We start from the raw sequence: 16482 nt of genomic DNA on the forward strand, positions 1-16482 counted from the left end.
TTTACCTCCCCGTTTTATTCCGATTCTCGTTTTCTTCAAGATCCTCAACGATATGCCATTGACTAATGCACAGCCAGCTCAAATATCCGCATAAAACAAGTGAAAAAAATAGAGAGATTAACGCCCAGTATGGAAAACCCAAAATAATGGCTACTTCTCCTCCTCTTGGGTAGTACCAGGGCACAATGGCAAGCATGATAAGAAACATCCCTATCCAGATCCATTTTTTTTGAATAGGCTCTTTTGTCTGATTTTTCATTCCTGTCCACCTCTTTTTTTGTAATCGCTTACTGCTAAAGTCAGCTAGTTTACAATTGTCTGAGATTAAATTATTCCTTTATCCGTCAAGGCTGTGATTTCATCACTTGATAAATCCAGCAAATCTTTATAAATCTCACCATTATGCTTGCCCATGCTCTCAGCACCCGGAAAATTGATTTTTCCAGGTGTACGGCTGAGCTTGGGTACAACACCAGGCATCGGGAAGTCACCTAATACTGGGTGGTCTACTGTTACGATCATTTCCCGCTCCCTGTAATGTGGATCTTCCACAATATCCTTCGCCGAAAAAATTAAGCCGGAGGGAACCCCTTTCTCTTCTAAACGCTTAAGCGCTTCCTCTGCAGGCAGGGTTTTAGTCCACTCTTCAATGATAAAGTCCAGTTTTTTCATATTTAATCCTCTTGCTTCATGCGTGTTAAATGCAGGATCATCGGAAAGTTCTTTTTGGTCCATTGCTTCGCATAACCGTTTAAACACGCCATCTGCATTTGCGCCTATCACAATATATGTATCATCTTTGGTATAGTAAATATTTGATGGAGCCACACCAGGCAGTATATTTCCCATGCGCTCTCTCACAAAATCAGCCAGCAGATAATCCGGGATCAGGCTTTCCATAACCGAGAAAACCGATTCATATAAAGCGGTGTCAACGACCTGTCCTTTACCTGAACGGGTCCTTTCGTTAATTGCCACCAGGCAGCCAATGGTGGCAAACAGTGCTGCCAGTGTGTCCCCGATTGATATTCCCACTCTCGTTGGCGCGCGGTCTTCATAGCCTGTTACATAGCGCAAGCCTCCCATTGCTTCTCCTACACTTCCAAAACCTGCCCGCTCTTTATAAGGACCTGTTTGACCGAACCCTGAAGTCCTGACCATGATAAGTTTTGGATTGATTTCAGAAAGAATCTCGTACGACAAATTCCACTTTTCCATTGTTCCTGGCCTGAAATTTTCAATTAAAACATCCGATTTTTTAACAAGCTCCTTTAAAAGATCCTGTCCTTCTTTTTCCCGTAAATTGATGGTGATTGATTTTTTATTGCGGGATTGAATCGGCCACCACAGACCGGTCCCGTTTTTTTCTTTCCCCCACTTTCTCATGGGATCCGCCTTCCCCGGCGGCTCTACTTTGATTACTTCAGCTCCAAAATCGGCCAGCAGACGGCCTGAGAACGGCCCTGCCAGCAGCGTGCCAAGCTCCAGCACCCGAATATTCTCCAAAGGCATTTTTTCCTCGTGTTCTCCCATATTAATCCCTCCTGCAGCTCCATAAATTACATATTTATTGAACTTTCTGAATGTTGTGTACAATACTAACAGCACTGTATACAATAAATCAAGAGTATTTTTGAAAGCGATTCCAAATTAGTCTTTTAGTCCTTTTTTACAGCTGATTTAATCAATTTAACTTCATTTTTTTGAATTTATTGAAAATTATATTTTTATTGTATACAATCAAATTGAGGTGTTGACATGAATGCATACAATTTTATTAAAGACAGCATCATCCAGGGAAAATATCAGCCGGGGATGAGGCTGACGGAAGAATACCTTGCACAGGAATTAAAAATCAGCAGGACCCCTATACGAGAAGCGATAAAACAATTAAAGACGGAAGGATTAATTATTCCGTTAAAAAAAGGGGTCAGCGTACGCGATTTTACAAAAGAGGATATACGTCAGATTTACGATCTGCGCACATTGCTGGAAGGCTACTCCGCTGCCCAGGCAGCCGCCAGCCGTACAGAAGAGGATCTGATAAAACTTACAGAGGCAAATTTATTATACGAAGAAGCAATTAATCAGTATGTTGAGGGTGACTTTGACCAAATCGTAAAGATTGTTGAAATGAATCAGCTGTTTCATGATGCGATCATCAATGCTTCGAAAAATCAGCATATTCATTTTCATATTTCCAGGGTTGTCGTCGTTCCAATCGTCTTCCGCTCTTTTTACTGGTACTCCAAGGAGAAATTAAAGCGGTCTCTTGATTACCATAAAATTATCCTGCAGGCGATTGAATCGCAGGATACAGAGCGTGCCAGAATCGCCATGCATGAACATATTTACCAGGGAAGAGATCAGGTGCTGACTCATCTGGAGGATTTAAAAAACGATGTTTCATATAAGGAGGAGACCAAATGATTGAGATATGCGAGGTTGGACCAAGAGATGGTCTGCAAAATGAAAAGAAACTGGTTTCAACCGAAACAAAAGTTGAGCTCATTCAAAAATTAATCAGCAACGGTATAAAAAATATAGAGGTCACTTCGTTTGTTAATCCAAAAGTGGTTCCTCAGATGGCTGATGCAGAAGAAGTGCTTAACCGCTTGCCTAACCGGGAGGACGTACGCTATGGCGGGCTTATTTTAAGCTACTCAGGACTTGAGCGTGCCCTCCGCACAAGCGTTGACTTTCTTCATGTCACCACTGCAACCAGTGATGCATTTAACTTAAAAAATGCAAAGCGGACAGTAAACCAAAGCCTTGATGAATTAACTCGGGCAGTTCAAGATGGAATACAAGCGGGGAAAGGTGCCTCCGGGGTTCTCGGTACAGCCTTTGGCTGCCCCTACGCCGGAGATGTGCCGGTTGATGATGTATTGCGTGCAGCGGAATCACTGCTTAAGGCCGGGTGCAGTGAAATCACGCTGGCTGACACAACAGGTATGGCAAATCCCGCACAGGTTAAGTCAGTCATCGCATCGTTTATTGCTGCTTTCGGTGATGATTTATCCCTCGGACTTCATTTCCATAACACCCGCGGACTTGGACTCGCCAATACATTGGCCGGATACGAAAGCGGAGTACGCAGATTTGATTCCTCTATCGCCGGTCTTGGGGGTTGTCCATTCGCCCCTAAAGCAGTGGGGAATGTGTGCACGGAGGATATGGTAAACATGTTTTATGGAATGGGGATCCAGACAGGCACAGATTTGGCCCAGCTTATCGAAACGGCAAAATGGCTCGAAGAATATATGGAACGTCCGCTTGATGGTATGTTGATGAAGGCGGGTATAGCATAAGACTTATAAATGATCAGTGCTATAAGAAAAGGATGAGAGATGGCAGTCTTTCTATCCATCTCTCATCCTTTTTACCGCAACTGATGTATTTTAAAAACCCGAATTCACATGATGAATTCGGGTTAAAATGTTTTCATTTTATGGTCCTGAACTATTCAGCCCCTGATTCTTCTGTAAAACTCTTAAATCTCGCAAGCTCTGCTGTCTTATTGCCTGACTTGCCAGTTACTTTCACATGACTTCCTTTGACCTTCCGTTTCTCTAATTCTCTCTCAGCATACGTTTCCTCTTCCTCTGAGATTTCGATTGAGACGGTAAAGTCCTTATCTTTCAGATCCGCTGCATTTTCAAGCTTAACGGATGAAAGCGGAATGAGATAGGATGAATCATCCGATTGAACCTCAATTTTTGCATCGGGCTGAGATTGTTTCAGTTCCCTGATATCACTTGAAGGAATCGTTACTTCAATCAGATCACTGCTTTGATTGCGGTCGGATGATATGGTAAAACGGTCCACCTGCTGAGCAGATTTTGCTGCTTTAACCAGCGCGTCTTTTCCAACAGCCGCTTTTACTTTATCCTTCGATCGGTCAATTTTAATATTATCTACTGTGATGCTTTTACCTTTTTTCCCTTTATTGCTTTTTGGTTTCTTCTTCGTTGTTTTTGTTTCTTCTGCTACTGAATGGAAGATACTGTTGGCGAGCAGCCGGTGACTGTGCTGAGTATGACCACGGTACGCTAATTCATTCGCAAAAAGTGTAAACTCAGTGGCTTCAGTCTCCTGAGTTATGGCCATCGTCTGCCCTTTAGCTGCTTCGTTTCCAGGCCACCATCCTGCAACATAGAAATCATCTGCAGAATCATAGGATAGCAGCACGTCTGCCTCTTCAGGAACTCCCGTAATCCAGGAGCCTGTTGCGACGTAAAGCAGTTCCTCTTTTTCATAACCCGCTGTTATCAGATTTTTTGATACATTTGCTTTAACAAGGCCTTCGTGATTGGATCTTGTGTAATTAAAATTAAATCCAGAAAGCAATCCGCTGTTTTGTACAGCATTTAAAGCATTGGCGCCAATACCGATATAGGATTTCCCTTCGAGCTCCTGTTGGTTAAGCGCGCCTCCATCACTGACAATGACATCTGCTTCTTTTTGATCGACAAGTTCAAACCCAAGCTCTTTTAATGAAAATTTCAGCTGAGCCGAGCCAGTGGCTGCGACTTGCGGCTGCGTCAGAATGCTGGTTTTTAGATTCTTTCCGTTTCCTGCTGACACAGAATCAAAATAGTATTCGTTGTTATAAGAACGCAGATCCTTTGAGGAAACAATATAGTCCCCTTTTTCTGCTTTCCCTTTTCTTTCTGTAATCACTTCAACCGTTTTCCCATCTGCCAGAAGTGCATTAACGACCTTAATTGTATCGTTCGTGCCGTTTTTAAGCAGCTGTTTGGGCGGATTTCCCTTCACTTTTCCGGTTGGGATTGTTACCTCATCTATCTCTTTCGTATTGCCCTCGAACAGGCCTTTCTTACGGACTTCAATAAGATCAAATCCTCGCAGATCAGGAAAATTCACGACAACAGGATCATACATCGCGTTCCAGTCTGAAACATTGTCTCCTTTATAAAGAACTGCATTCGCAAGTCCCCTTTTCGCCTGGTCCATTGGCACAATATACGTACCCTTTGGATAGCTTGTTCCGTTAACCTTTACTTTTTTTGTGGATTTCTCCACTTTAATGCCATTTCGCAGCAGATATTCCGCCATCTTATGGGCTTCAAGCGGGTTTTTCTGATTCTTTTTATCTGCAGGAAGAACGTAGTAATCAGGGAAGAAGCTGTCGTTGCCGTTGCGGTTTCGTCCGATCTCCTCACCTGCTGCATTTACGTAATACTGGTCGACTGCCCGATTGTCTTCACCAGTCACACCTCGTTTGAAAATTTCAAGCTGTTCTTTGTATAGTTCATCTTTATTTTCCGTAACAAAGTGTGTCGCTCCCAATCCTACTCCCACCATCGCGTTAAGTGAGTCCTGGCTTAGTGTCGGCACCTCAACGGTATGACCGAGCGCTCCATGAAGCATGGCATACATCGGGGTATACGCCGGTGTCATATCATCCCAGCCGTCCTCCCACTCAAGAAGCGGAATAAAATAAGACGTTAAATCCGAATTCCCAACCCCTGCTTTGCCCATTGCATGAGCCTGATCCAGCATATTATCAATTAGTAGGTCGTATTCAAAGTTCGGATTATGTGGAGGTGTTCCCGGTTCAACCAAAAATCCATCCACATAGCCATGCATATCAACAAATGACAGCGGCGTCCATTTCGCAATAGCTTCTGTCACCTGGCGTGATTCGACCTGCGTTTGATTGGCATTGTCACGGTTCAGGTCAAACCCTTCTGAATTTGCCCGCGTATTGGCTACACGGCCATCAGGGTTATTTGTAAACATATATAGAAGAATCGTATCGTCTAGCACCTCATCCACATTCATTGTAACAGGAGCTTCTTTATTCTCTTCTTCTGCATTCGTAAACGTTACTTCATCTTCAAGGGCAAACTTTTTGAAAAGTTCAATCTGCGCATCTACACCCTCTGTCTCATCAGGATGAATATTATTAAACCACACCGGAATCTGGTAATCTCCCATTTTACCCTTTTTTAGCTTTTTCAATAGACTCTTGGGATCCTCCAATGCCTGAGGAAGCGTTTCATTCAAATATGTATCAACTGCTTCTTTATCCTTTGCCAGGATAACAAAGTGAAGGTCTCTTCCCTCAGCAGACTTTCCAAGAGATTGATACTCAAGGTAGCGACCGTTTTCTCCGTCTGCTTCAGCTTCAGCAAACACTTCATCAATCGCCGGCTTTATCTCATCGTAAAATGTAAATTCATCATATACATTTAGTGAAACTTCAGCTGAAGCTTTAGCTCCGCTTTCAGCATCAACGAGAGCTAATTCATAATCTCCTATGAACTGCTGATACTGAACACGAATTGTACGGTTTGAAAGATCCGTGCGATCGTATAGCAAACCGAATTCAATTGTTGCCGTTACTTCATTTGATCCTTCCTCAGCAGCAGGACCATCAATCACCTTAATAAAGGGCTCCCCGTTGTAATTCGTACCGCCGCTCCATTTTTTCCATTCAGCAAGATCCTTCCCGCCAAATTGAATGTTTACCTCTTCTGGATCGACGCCTGCTCCCAGGTCTGCACGAACTTCAACCGTTCGGGTTTCTGTCAGGGAAAAAGCTGTTCTGCTGACCTCCAATTCTGTTACTTCGCCGGCTTGTGCGTTTCCTTCTTCCGTAAAGCCCAGCGAAGCAGGGAATGCCAAGGTTAACATCATCATAATGGCTAACCAGCGCAATGCTACTTTTTTCATCTCATCATCCTGCCTCTCCACATAGAATAATAGTTTCCTAACTATGTAAATATAACAGAACATTCCGATATCCGTAATAAAAGATACAGTAATTTCCTTAAAATGATCCTTTTTAACTGTAATAATATACAATTAATAGTATAAATACACTTATATTGTCGACTGCCATAGGATTACAATTGACATTTTTCTGCAATAAAAATCAAATTAGCAACCGCAACCGAATGTCGGGCTGAAACTAGTTTGTGCTTGCTATCTGTAAGTAGAAAAAAGATCTATAGTCTCCACATAAAGGAGTAAAATTAAGGAATAATAACCACTATACGCATCATCAAAGGAGCTTTAGCTATGTCAATTGGAGACTTGCTCATACGAATCGGCCTCTCATTTCTGGTGTTATTAATTCTGACCAGACTTATTGGGAGGCAGGAGATTTCCCAGCTCACTTTTTTTAATTTCGTTTCAGGTATTGCCATTGGCTCCATTGGCGCCAATTTAGCCATCAACTCTGATGTGACTTTGCGAAACGGAATCATCGGATTGATAAGCTGGGGCCTGATCACCATATTACTTGAACTGCTGGATATTAAATTCCCCAAAATACGCACAGCACTTGATGGCGAGCCCAGAATCCTGATCAAACATGGAAAGATCATGGAGAAACAGCTGAAGAAAACACGGATCGATATCGATTCTTTGCTTGCGTTATTACGAAATAAGGGCATTTTCTCAATAAAAGAAGTTGATTATGCCATTTTTGAAACCAATGGAAATCTATCTGTATTGAAGAAGGAAATTAATACACAAACAAACTCAACCGAAAAAGAGATCGTACCAATCTTTTCTACTGTTGTTTCTGATGGAAAGATTTCAGAAAAAAACTTACAGGAATTGGACTTATCGAGACAATGGCTTGAACAGAAATTGCAGGAAGCTGGAGTTCGTTCGCTTCAGGATGTTTTTTATGCCGGCATTCAAAAAGACGGCACAATTTATGTGGATTTTAGAGAGGATCGTGTGAAGGAGAATTAAATGGACTATCTGTTATTTCTGTATACCGTAGCACGCCATCTTCTGTAAAGATAAATCAAACCAGCCGCACCACCTAACAGAATGATCCATTTTCCAACAGCTGTCCAACTAAGGATTTGATTCACCGAATATACTTCCATCGCCAGAGCGGGAATTTTCCCCAGAGTGCTCGATGTGAAAAAAATCCAAAAAGGAACCCTGCTCATTGATGCATAAAATGTAACCGCACCTGAAGGCATAAAAGGCATTAATCGAAGAACAAAAATAGTAACAAAAGCTTGTCTGCCATCGATGGAAAGAAGCTTTTCAAGCTTAGGGTGATTTGATGATTTATTATCTACATACCTTTTAAATCCTTTTCTATATAACCAAAAGGCAGCTGCAGTGCCCAAAACTTCTCCTATAAAGGAGACAGTCAAACCGCCCGCAAAACCAAACAGCTTAAGATTAACCGCCGTTATGGCAACACTTGGGATTACACCTGCTATACTTATCAGGATATTGCTTGCAACGCTGAGGACTACGGCCGCCCAGGTTGGGATGGTAAATAATAAATTGAACATGGCTTCCATTCAGTTCTCCTTTTAAGGTACTGCTTTTAAATCAGTATACCGAATGGATTCATAAATAAAAACCGTGCCCGGGCTTTTGTAACAACCCGGACACGTATTCGATGCTATTTCCAATTCAGCACTTTAGCACCGCCGACTATCGGCAGTTCAATCCTGCTGTGTCTAGGATCAATTTCAATTTTTGTTCCTGCTTTAGGGCGAATCGTGTAGTTGTAATCGCTGGCCATTAAAACAATTCCGAGCTTATCCCCTTTATTAAAAACATAATCATCCGGCTGCAAATCCCAGGAGAACGTATAGTATTTACCCGGCTTTAGGGCAGTGGATCTTGTTTCATCATGAAGGTTTTGCGGATCGGCCCATCCTCTTGTGATAATTTCTGTTTTATCAGCGCCATATCGGACAAGCAGCGCTGTCAGATTTGACACCGGTTTATTAATGCTTGCTCTGATTGATACCTCTGGTGTTCCGCTCAATCGCACCTTTTTGTCAAATGGAGCTGTCACATAAACCAGCCGGTGCGGTGAAGCCGTTTCAGGATTAAGGGCAAGATCTTCTGCTTTGATCATCGGCTCATCAGTAAAGGACTGGGCGATCTTATATTTATTTAATACCGGTTTTAGAGTGAGTGTACCGTCAGCTTCTTCAGATGATGGATTTAAATAAAGGTTTGTCTTCTTGGCTCCTGCAGCCGGCCAGCTTTCTTCAGTGGTCCATGTTTTATCCTCGCGCTGAATATCGACTGACGGCTGATCCATCACATCGTTGTCAATGTCATACAGCCAGTAATCAAACCATTTATTTAAGGTCGAAAGCCATTCATCTTTTCTGAAACTATAGGGACTTGAATGGCCTCCCTGATGAAGCCAAAGCTTTCTTGGTACATCATTTTTCTTTAATACTTCCCACCAGTCAGAGAAATGCTTGGTTTTTACATTCCAGTCATTTAAGCCATGGACTACAAAGACACTGGCATCAATGTTTTTCGCATCTTTTGTGTAGTCTCTTTCCTTCCAGAAGTCATTATAATCACCAGTCGTTCGGTCCATGCCTTCAGTCAGATCTTGTATGACTTCCTCGCATGCTTCAGGATTAGCACGTGTTAAAACTGCTTCTGCCATATTATCAGCATCCTCTCCCTGATAACCGCCAGGCGCAACAACCAGGCCGTTTGAGCGATAATACTCATACCAGCTGCTGATTGCAGCAACCGGCACAATTGTCTTTAATCCTTCTACGCCAGTGCCGGCAACAGCATTGGGAAGCGTGCCGTTATACGAGACGCCAGTCATTCCGACATCACCCGTAGACCAGTCAGCGGATATTTCTTTTCCTTCTGCATCAAAAGCCTTCGTGCGCCCGTTTACCCAATCAATCACTGCCTTTGTTCCAAGCACCTCATCCTGGTCGCCTGTCGTAGGACATCCAGTTGAAAGACCCGTGCCAATGCTTTCAGCTAATATAACGGCATATCCTCTTGGGACAAAATAATCATCATAGTAGCCTGACAGATTTGGTTCTGCCATTGGGTATGTAGCCTGTTTACTCTTTTCTTTGCTTGGTACAGCGTATAATTCGTGGTCTACATCGTAGACTGGCACGTTTAAAATTCCTGACCGGTAAGGGCTCATTTCATAAATCACCGGGACCTTTAAGCCGTTCTCTGTTTCTTTCGGACGGATAATGTCTGCGCGTACCCTGTCCAGTTTTCCATCTCGGTCACTGTCCACTTCCGTTTCAACAAACACTCTTTCAACAATCGCTTCACTCAAAGAAAAAACCGGCTGCGTCATGCCATTACTGATCTGGATCTCCGGCACCCTTTCTGCCTTTGCAAAACCTCCTCCAATCACAGATGGATCCATTGCTCCACTGAACAACACAGAAGTTACGAGAGCCGAGGACAAAACCGCATTTCTCATTGTTTTTTTCATTCTCTTCCTCCTTATAATTATAGTTTCAGACTCTATAATTATAAGGTTAAAGATTCAAAAAAATTGTCGATCCCTGAGTAGTCAAAGGTCTTGTTTATAAGACTGGCAAATAGGTATTATTACACTCAGGAAAATTATTAAAACAGAGAAAGTGACATAATCTATAAAAAATAAATGCTGTAAATAACAGAGGTTTTAAGGAGACCGGTTCATTTCCGCAGGAGTCGCCACCTTCCGCTGCAATGAACCTGCGTTTTGAAAGGCTTATTGGAAGATGACAATGATTGCGGAACAAAAAAATGTTCTCACGTAAGTTTATCGTGAGAACACTTTTCAGTTTTATTTCAAATAAATTGAGTTTTTTTCTTAAGTATGTCGGGACAGCGGATGTACAAGCCGCCCAAGAACTTTCATAATGCTTAACTTCTTGTTGGTGATAATGGTTTCCACCAAGGAATTATTCACGGCTCTAGTCAGTCGATCCAGCTGTTTATTGTCCAGTTTTTCTATGGCTCTGCGCAGCGATAACGAATCGTGATACCCTTGATACAAAGGCTTAACCAGCTTTTCGTAATCACCGATCCCAATAATATCATGGGCGGCATAGATTCCCGTTAACATGGATTCAAATTGTCCAAAGCCAAAAACAGGTGTAATCGCGCCCCAGCAGTTCCCTACAAAAAACGTATTTCCGATTCTGGGTACTTCTGTTTTGCCAATGCGGTAATTTTCAAGCGTCCACTCATTTACGATGGTTATTTTTTGCCCCAGTCGTTCACAGCATTCCGCCACACATTTTCCCCATAATATTTCCTTATCCAATGCTTCATTTTCAGGGTATTGAGGGTAAACTAACACCAGCGATGCTTCTTCATTCGAATGCGCAATCAAATACGCCATTCCTTTTGGAGCAAAGTCATTATTAAAAAAGACATGTGCTTCTTTTTTGGAAAATGTCCCCTTTACGATCGCTCCTTTAAAGCTTGCTTTAAATGCCACATCATACGGCTGTAATTTCTCGGTATCCATGGCATCTCCAGTTGCCAGAACAACATGGGTATATTCTTTTGAGATATCATCATAGGTTACATAATTATTATACTGGATATCACCTTTCAGCTGTTCAGCCAGCTGCTTCTCGTATGATTGGGGATGTTTTCCCCTCATATTTGTGAAGCCTAAGTGCCCATCCAAAAAGGAGGTTTCATTTTTAGAGTAAAGGTGAACTTTTTGAATATTGCTGTTAGGCTTCAGGTGAATATCGTGATCCTCTGACAGGTATTTTACAGCGTCGTTAAAAGGAGTATGAAACATCGAAAACATCGCTTCCGCTACAACAAACCGGTCCCCCACCATTCCCCGTCTTTCAAAAATATCTGCCTGATAGCCGTGCTTTTCAAGTGTGATGGCGCATGAAAGGCCAGCTAAACCAGCTCCCATAATCGCAATCTTCATATACATGCCTCCGAACTTTCATTATTAGCTGTAGTATGGAGAAAGCGTATGATTTTATACCAAAAAAGCGGTGGAATGGAGGTTTTAATGACGTCTGACCTTTACCCTGATGTTGACGCCGCGTATTAATTTGATATAGTTTGATAAAGTTAAAAAGTTAGCAACGAATCGCTAATTTAGTCAGTGGGCTCTATTCAGCTAAACAAAAAAAACGCTAAAAAAGAGGAGCATTAAGTGAAAAGTATTCAAAGCCGCTTAGTCATCATCTTGCTTATTTTTATTATCTTCCCTTATTTTTTATCAGTGTTTTTGATTTATGGTTATACCAAAAACAGCGTGGAACAGCATGAGCTTGAAAACAGCGAAGCACAGCTCGAAAAAAGTTCTGAAGAGCTGCAGCAATATGCTGATGACATCATTAATCTTCCTTATATTCTATATCGGAATCCCGACCTGTTTCGCATCTTCAAGAATGGATTTGAAGATTCCATTTATATTGATCCGATGGCAACCGAAAAAAGCTTTGAAACCTTTTATCTCATGCGAAATGAAATCCGTCAGGTGCGTTTTTTTATTGATAAGGATCAGGAATCGTTTACCGTCTATAACGCAACGGTCAGTGCCCGTAAGACTCAGCCTGATTTACTTGAGGACAATGCTTTAAATCAATTGTATACATCCAGTAAAACCTTTCTAATTGAGCCGCCAGGAAAAATAGAGAATTACAATGATGCTGCCATTGTTCCAGAATCAGACAATACCATGGTAATGACATTTCATCATAAAATTCTGGACGTGCTGACCAATGAGTTTTTGGGCATGATTACGATGGATATTGATTTAGACGCGTTTGCACGCATCTCAAATAATCTTGTACAGGACAAGGAAGAATCGGTGCTGCTGATTGATTCGAACGATACCATCATGTATGCAAAAGATGCATCACTTATCGGCACTTCCCTGCAGCCTGGCCTTAAACAGAAATTGAATGATCTGCAAACCAGTACCGGTGAAGATATTATTTTAACGAAAAAATTGTCAGCTCCATTACATGACTGGACATTAGTTAAAATAACCCCAACTCATATATTATTTAATGAAGTAAGAAAAACCGCCTATATCAATATTATCGTCGGACTCATTGTTGGGTTGATGGGACTGATTATGGTCGGCATCATTTCACACAAAATTACCCGGCCGATTAAAGAACTCAGTCAGAAAGTTACTTCGATTGAGGGTGGTAATATGCAGGTACCGTTTAATGACAATCGGCAAGATGAAATCGGTCATTTGGAAAAGCATATGAAGGACATGATGGACCGCATCAACCTTCATATTGAACGAGAGTATAAAATGGATATTGAAAATAGAAAAAACCAGTTTAGAGCGCTAAAATCCCAGGTCAATCCGCATTTTCTATTTAATGCTTTACAATCAATCGGTGCAGTCGCACTACGTTCTAATTCTCCCAGGATATACGACCTGTTAACCTCCCTGTCGAAAATGATGCGTTATTCCATTAAGGCAAACCAATGGGTAACAGTCCGGGAGGAAGTGAATTACATCAAAGCATATCTGTCACTTCAGATGGAGCGTTTTCGAAACAATATTAACTATTCGATTGAACTGAGCGAGGATATTCTAAATTGGCAAATTCCAAGCATGATTGTCCAGCCTCTTGTTGAAAACTTTTTTAAGCATAGTTACGAGGAAGGATTTTATCAGGCACAATTAAGAATCCATGGTGAAATTCTGGAAAAAACTCTGCATCTGACAGTTGAAAATGAGGGTCCTTCTTTATCGCCTCAGGAACTCCGGGCATTAAGGGACAATATCTTTTCGCCAGGAACGGATGATGATTTTTCAAATGACCATATCGGCTTAAAAAACATTCAAGACCGTTTAGTACTTAATTACGGACCAAAAGCCGGGTTAACAGTAGATTCAATACAAGGACAAGGATTTGCTGTTACCATCGTAATTCCCCATTCATCCAGTGCAGGCGAACAAAATAAGGACTGATAATAGCATGTAAGGAGGGAAAAAATCGGTGAAGGCATTAATTGTTGATGATGAATTCAATGTGCGTGATGTCATACGTCATTTAGGACAGTGGGAACAACACGGAATCAACCAATTATTAGAAGCCAGCAATGGTGATGAAGCAAAAAAATTAATCGAAAAAGAAAGTCCCGAGCTGATTTTTACCGATGTGAAAATGCCAGGCATGAGCGGAATTGATATAATTGAGTGGCTGGATTCCATTTCTTATACAGGGAAAGTCGTATTAATTACAGGCTACGACGATTATTCTTTTATGCGCAAAGCCATCCAGTTCAGAAGCTTCGATTATTTATTGAAGCCTATTGAAGCTGACGCGTTTAATCACACATTGGCGGAAGCAGTTAAGTCCTGGTCAGAAGAAGAAGAAACGCGCGTCTACCAGGAGACAGGTGTATATGATGATGTGAAAAAATTCAGAAGCAACCAGCTGGTAACCGCAGCCTGCATGGGGGAAATTTTTGACCCCGACCCAATTGAGGCGTGTTTACCAGCTGCTGATAAATATGATCTTACCCTTCTTTCCTTTTATCAAATGCATCATCCCGACCCCTATATTCAACTGCTGGCAGACGAACTTATGGACAGCCGTACAGGAAATGCATTTGCGCTTCAAAACGAACAAAATCTTTGTCTTGTTATCACCATAAGCGGTCAATGGTTATCGGTTGAAGAATCAATCAGCAAGCAATTCGATATCCCTGTCCGCCTTGTGAGCGGCGAATCGATTACCTCCGTAAAAGAGATTCCGGATGCATATCCCTTGTTACATAAAGCAATGGAAGATCAAAACTTCAGATCCATCCACCGTCTTAATGAGCTGGATGCAGCGCGCCGCATGGAAGACATTGTGACCTATGTGGAAACCTATTATATGGAAGATCTAACTCTGGAAAGATTAGCCAGCATCTTTTTCTTAAGCCGTGAGCACATTTCAAGAAAGTTTAAAGAAGAAACCGGCACAACCATCTCCAAATTCATCACACAGCAAAGAACAGAACAGGCAAAAAGCTGGCTGAAGGACACCGAAGAAAGCATTTATTCCATTTCTTTAATGCTTGGCTATCAGGATGAGAAATACTTCTCAAAGCTATTTAAGAAGGTAGTCGGCATAACTCCCTTTGAATATCGCAACTCTGAAAAAGCGGTAAAAAAACAATAACTTATCCACCTTACAATGATTTTATAAGGGGCTGGCGCCATGAAAAAAAAGAGTGTGTTGATAGGGCTCATTGGAATATTGAGCCTGTCTCTATTGGCATGTCAATCAGAGGATGAACGTATTTCAAAAGACCCGAAGAAAGATGAGCAAACAATCACCTTAAAAATCAGGAATCCGAAAGTGGAAATTTCCACTCAGTTTGAAGAAATGGCGTCTGCTTACGAAAAGGAGAATCCACACGTAAAGATTGAAATTTACACTGTTGGCGGCGCTATTGATGATCTTTCCGATCTAAAAGCACAAATGGCAGCAGGCGAAGGACCGGTAATTTTCACAAATACCGGATATGAAAATGCCCGTCTATGGCGTAATTATCTGGAGGATCTCTCTGACCAGCCCTGGGTTAAAGAAGCATATGATGATGCGTTAGCTCCAGTAACGATTGATCAAAAAATCTATGGAATGCCTGTCAATCTGGAAGGATACGGATTTATTTATAATAAGGATCTTTTTTCAAAAGCCGGTATTGATGAACCGCCTGCCACATTAAGTGAATTAATCGTTGCTGCTGAGAAGCTGAAAAACTCCGGAATCACCCCTTTTGCCACAGGCTATTATGAAGAATGGAAACTTGGTGATCATTTAATGAATATCGCCTTTGCCAAGCAGGAAGATCCCGCTGCATTTATAAAAGGATTAAATGAAGGCACAGAAAAGATAAATCAAAATGAACGATTTAATGATCTCATTGATTTACTGGATGTTACATTAACATTCGGCAATAACAACCCTCTTACCACAGATTACAATATGGAAGTGGATTTATTTACATCAGGAAAGGCTGCGATGGTCCAGCAGGGAAACTGGATACAGCCGATGATTGATGAACAGGGACCGGATATGAACATCGGATTTATACCCATCCCCATCAATGACCAGCGGGAAAATAACGCCTTAGTGGTCAGTGTTTCTAACTACTGGGTAATTAACAGCCAGGCCGCACCGGAACAAAAAGAAGAAGCAAAGAAATTCTTAAACTGGATGGTTTCCTCTGAGCAGGGAAACATGTTTATGACAGAACGCTTTAAGTTTATTCCTGCTTTTAAAAACATTGATAACGACCATTTAGGGCCACTTGCTGCTGAAACGATAAAACAATATAAAGAAGGAAATACATTGAATGCAAGCTGGGCTCATTTCCCTGTTGGTGTGAGAGAAGAATTTGGCGCAGCCATGCAGCTATACGCAGGAAAACAACTGACCCGTGATCAGCTGCTGCACGAGCTTCAGAAATCCTGGGAGAAAGCTTCAGCGGAATAACTGCCTTTTCTGTTTTTTCCTACCACCCTCTTTTCCATATTAATTGGATTCCGCCTCCTGACCGGGGGCTTTTTTTATGCTAAAAATTCGATATCAATATACGACTACATTCCAATCAATATATGCCATATCCCTTATGTGAAGTCTGCCCTATAATTTAGTCATACCCCAGTTATTAGGGATTGTTACTGGTTTTACCTACTTACCATCCCTCATCACATAACGCCACTGGACTTTTTTATTA

General features: G+C 41.7%; 12 protein-coding genes. 6 read left to right on the forward strand and 6 right to left on the reverse strand.

Features of this window, described 5'->3' with window-relative positions; all coding sequences use genetic code 11:
• Nucleotide 1: 1 nt before the first annotated feature.
• Together E2R51_RS14480 and E2R51_RS14485 are read right to left on the reverse strand one after the other, a co-directional pair.
• The gene (locus E2R51_RS14480; RefSeq protein ID WP_133377814.1) at nt 2-259 is read right to left on the reverse strand and encodes a hypothetical protein; all 258 of its coding nucleotides are present in this window, start codon (nt 257-259) and stop codon (nt 2-4) included.
• 65 nt (nt 260-324) lie between these two features.
• The gene (locus tag E2R51_RS14485; protein WP_205703337.1) at nt 325-1533 is read right to left on the reverse strand and encodes a CaiB/BaiF CoA transferase family protein; all 1209 of its coding nucleotides are present in this window, start codon (nt 1531-1533) and stop codon (nt 325-327) included.
• A gap of 225 nt (nt 1534-1758) precedes the next feature.
• On the opposite strand from E2R51_RS14485, the gene E2R51_RS14490 reads away from it, so the two are divergent.
• Both E2R51_RS14490 and E2R51_RS14495 read left to right on the forward strand, forming a co-directional pair.
• A complete protein-coding gene (locus tag E2R51_RS14490; RefSeq protein ID WP_133377815.1) occupies nt 1759-2430 on the forward strand; it encodes a GntR family transcriptional regulator in 672 nt (223 codons plus the stop codon).
• Nucleotides 2427-3311 carry a hydroxymethylglutaryl-CoA lyase gene (locus tag E2R51_RS14495; RefSeq protein ID WP_133377816.1) on the forward strand — a complete coding sequence of 295 codons (885 nt, stop codon included), beginning with the start codon at nt 2427-2429 and terminating at the stop codon, nt 3309-3311. Before E2R51_RS14490 ends, E2R51_RS14495 begins: the two co-directional genes overlap by 4 nt.
• Nucleotides 3312-3462: 151 nt before the next feature.
• Here E2R51_RS14495 and E2R51_RS14500 read toward each other — a convergent pair whose 3' ends face one another.
• Complete coding sequence (locus tag E2R51_RS14500) at nt 3463-6702, reverse strand: M14 family metallopeptidase (RefSeq protein ID WP_240733094.1); 3240 nt, start codon at nt 6700-6702, stop codon at nt 3463-3465.
• A gap of 348 nt (nt 6703-7050) precedes the next feature.
• Here E2R51_RS14500 and E2R51_RS14505 point away from each other — a divergent pair, with 348 nt between their 5' ends.
• Complete coding sequence (locus E2R51_RS14505) at nt 7051-7734, forward strand: DUF421 domain-containing protein (RefSeq protein WP_133377817.1); 684 nt, start codon at nt 7051-7053, stop codon at nt 7732-7734.
• Nucleotides 7735-7739: 5 nt separating this feature from the next.
• On the opposite strand, the gene E2R51_RS14510 is transcribed toward E2R51_RS14505, so the two are convergent.
• The 3 genes from E2R51_RS14510 to E2R51_RS14520 all read right to left on the reverse strand — a co-directional run bounded on the left by E2R51_RS14510 (nt 7740) and on the right by E2R51_RS14520 (nt 11695).
• A complete protein-coding gene (locus tag E2R51_RS14510) occupies nt 7740-8306 on the reverse strand; it encodes a TVP38/TMEM64 family protein (protein ID WP_133377818.1) in 567 nt (188 codons plus the stop codon).
• Between the two features lie 104 nt (nt 8307-8410).
• Complete coding sequence (locus E2R51_RS14515; RefSeq protein WP_133377819.1) at nt 8411-10240, reverse strand: Xaa-Pro dipeptidyl-peptidase; 1830 nt, start codon at nt 10238-10240, stop codon at nt 8411-8413.
• Nucleotides 10241-10606: 366 nt separating this feature from the next.
• On the reverse strand, nt 10607-11695 hold the full coding sequence (locus E2R51_RS14520) for an NAD(P)/FAD-dependent oxidoreductase (RefSeq protein WP_133377820.1): 1089 nt from the start codon (nt 11693-11695) through the stop codon (nt 10607-10609).
• A gap of 234 nt (nt 11696-11929) precedes the next feature.
• Here E2R51_RS14520 and E2R51_RS14525 point away from each other — a divergent pair, with 234 nt between their 5' ends.
• The 3 genes from E2R51_RS14525 to E2R51_RS14535 are packed head-to-tail and all read left to right on the forward strand — an operon-like array spanning nt 11930 to nt 16238.
• Nucleotides 11930-13717, forward strand: coding sequence for a cache domain-containing sensor histidine kinase (locus E2R51_RS14525; RefSeq protein ID WP_133377821.1), 1788 nt, complete (start codon nt 11930-11932; stop codon nt 13715-13717).
• Between the two features lie 28 nt (nt 13718-13745).
• Nucleotides 13746-14918, forward strand: a complete 1173-nt coding sequence (locus E2R51_RS14530) for a response regulator transcription factor (RefSeq protein ID WP_133377822.1) — start codon at nt 13746-13748, stop codon at nt 14916-14918.
• Between the two features lie 39 nt (nt 14919-14957).
• Nucleotides 14958-16238 (forward strand): ABC transporter substrate-binding protein, encoded by a 1281-nt coding sequence (locus tag E2R51_RS14535; RefSeq protein ID WP_133377823.1) that lies wholly within the window; start codon nt 14958-14960, stop codon nt 16236-16238.
• Nucleotides 16239-16482: the final 244 nt, after the last annotated feature.

The organism is Jeotgalibacillus sp. S-D1 (assembly GCF_004358665.1).
In the GTDB taxonomy this organism is placed as follows: Bacteria; Bacillota; Bacilli; order Bacillales; family Jeotgalibacillaceae; genus Jeotgalibacillus.

Coding starts and splice junctions, on each gene's coding strand:
- E2R51_RS14495 (WP_133377816.1), top strand. CDS start 2,427: ATGATTGAGATATGCGAGGTTGGACCAAGAGATGGTCTGCAAAATGAA.
- E2R51_RS14520 (WP_133377820.1), bottom strand. CDS start 11,695: ATGAAGATTGCGATTATGGGAGCTGGTTTAGCTGGCCTTTCATGCGCC.
- E2R51_RS14535 (WP_133377823.1), top strand. CDS start 14,958: ATGAAAAAAAAGAGTGTGTTGATAGGGCTCATTGGAATATTGAGCCTG.
- E2R51_RS14515 (WP_133377819.1), bottom strand. CDS start 10,240: ATGAAAAAAACAATGAGAAATGCGGTTTTGTCCTCGGCTCTCGTAACT.
- E2R51_RS14510 (WP_133377818.1), bottom strand. CDS start 8,306: ATGGAAGCCATGTTCAATTTATTATTTACCATCCCAACCTGGGCGGCC.
- E2R51_RS14490 (WP_133377815.1), top strand. CDS start 1,759: ATGAATGCATACAATTTTATTAAAGACAGCATCATCCAGGGAAAATAT.
- E2R51_RS14505 (WP_133377817.1), top strand. CDS start 7,051: ATGTCAATTGGAGACTTGCTCATACGAATCGGCCTCTCATTTCTGGTG.
- E2R51_RS14500 (WP_240733094.1), bottom strand. CDS start 6,702: ATGAAAAAAGTAGCATTGCGCTGGTTAGCCATTATGATGATGTTAACC.
- E2R51_RS14485 (WP_205703337.1), bottom strand. CDS start 1,533: ATGGGAGAACACGAGGAAAAAATGCCTTTGGAGAATATTCGGGTGCTG.
- E2R51_RS14480 (WP_133377814.1), bottom strand. CDS start 259: ATGAAAAATCAGACAAAAGAGCCTATTCAAAAAAAATGGATCTGGATA.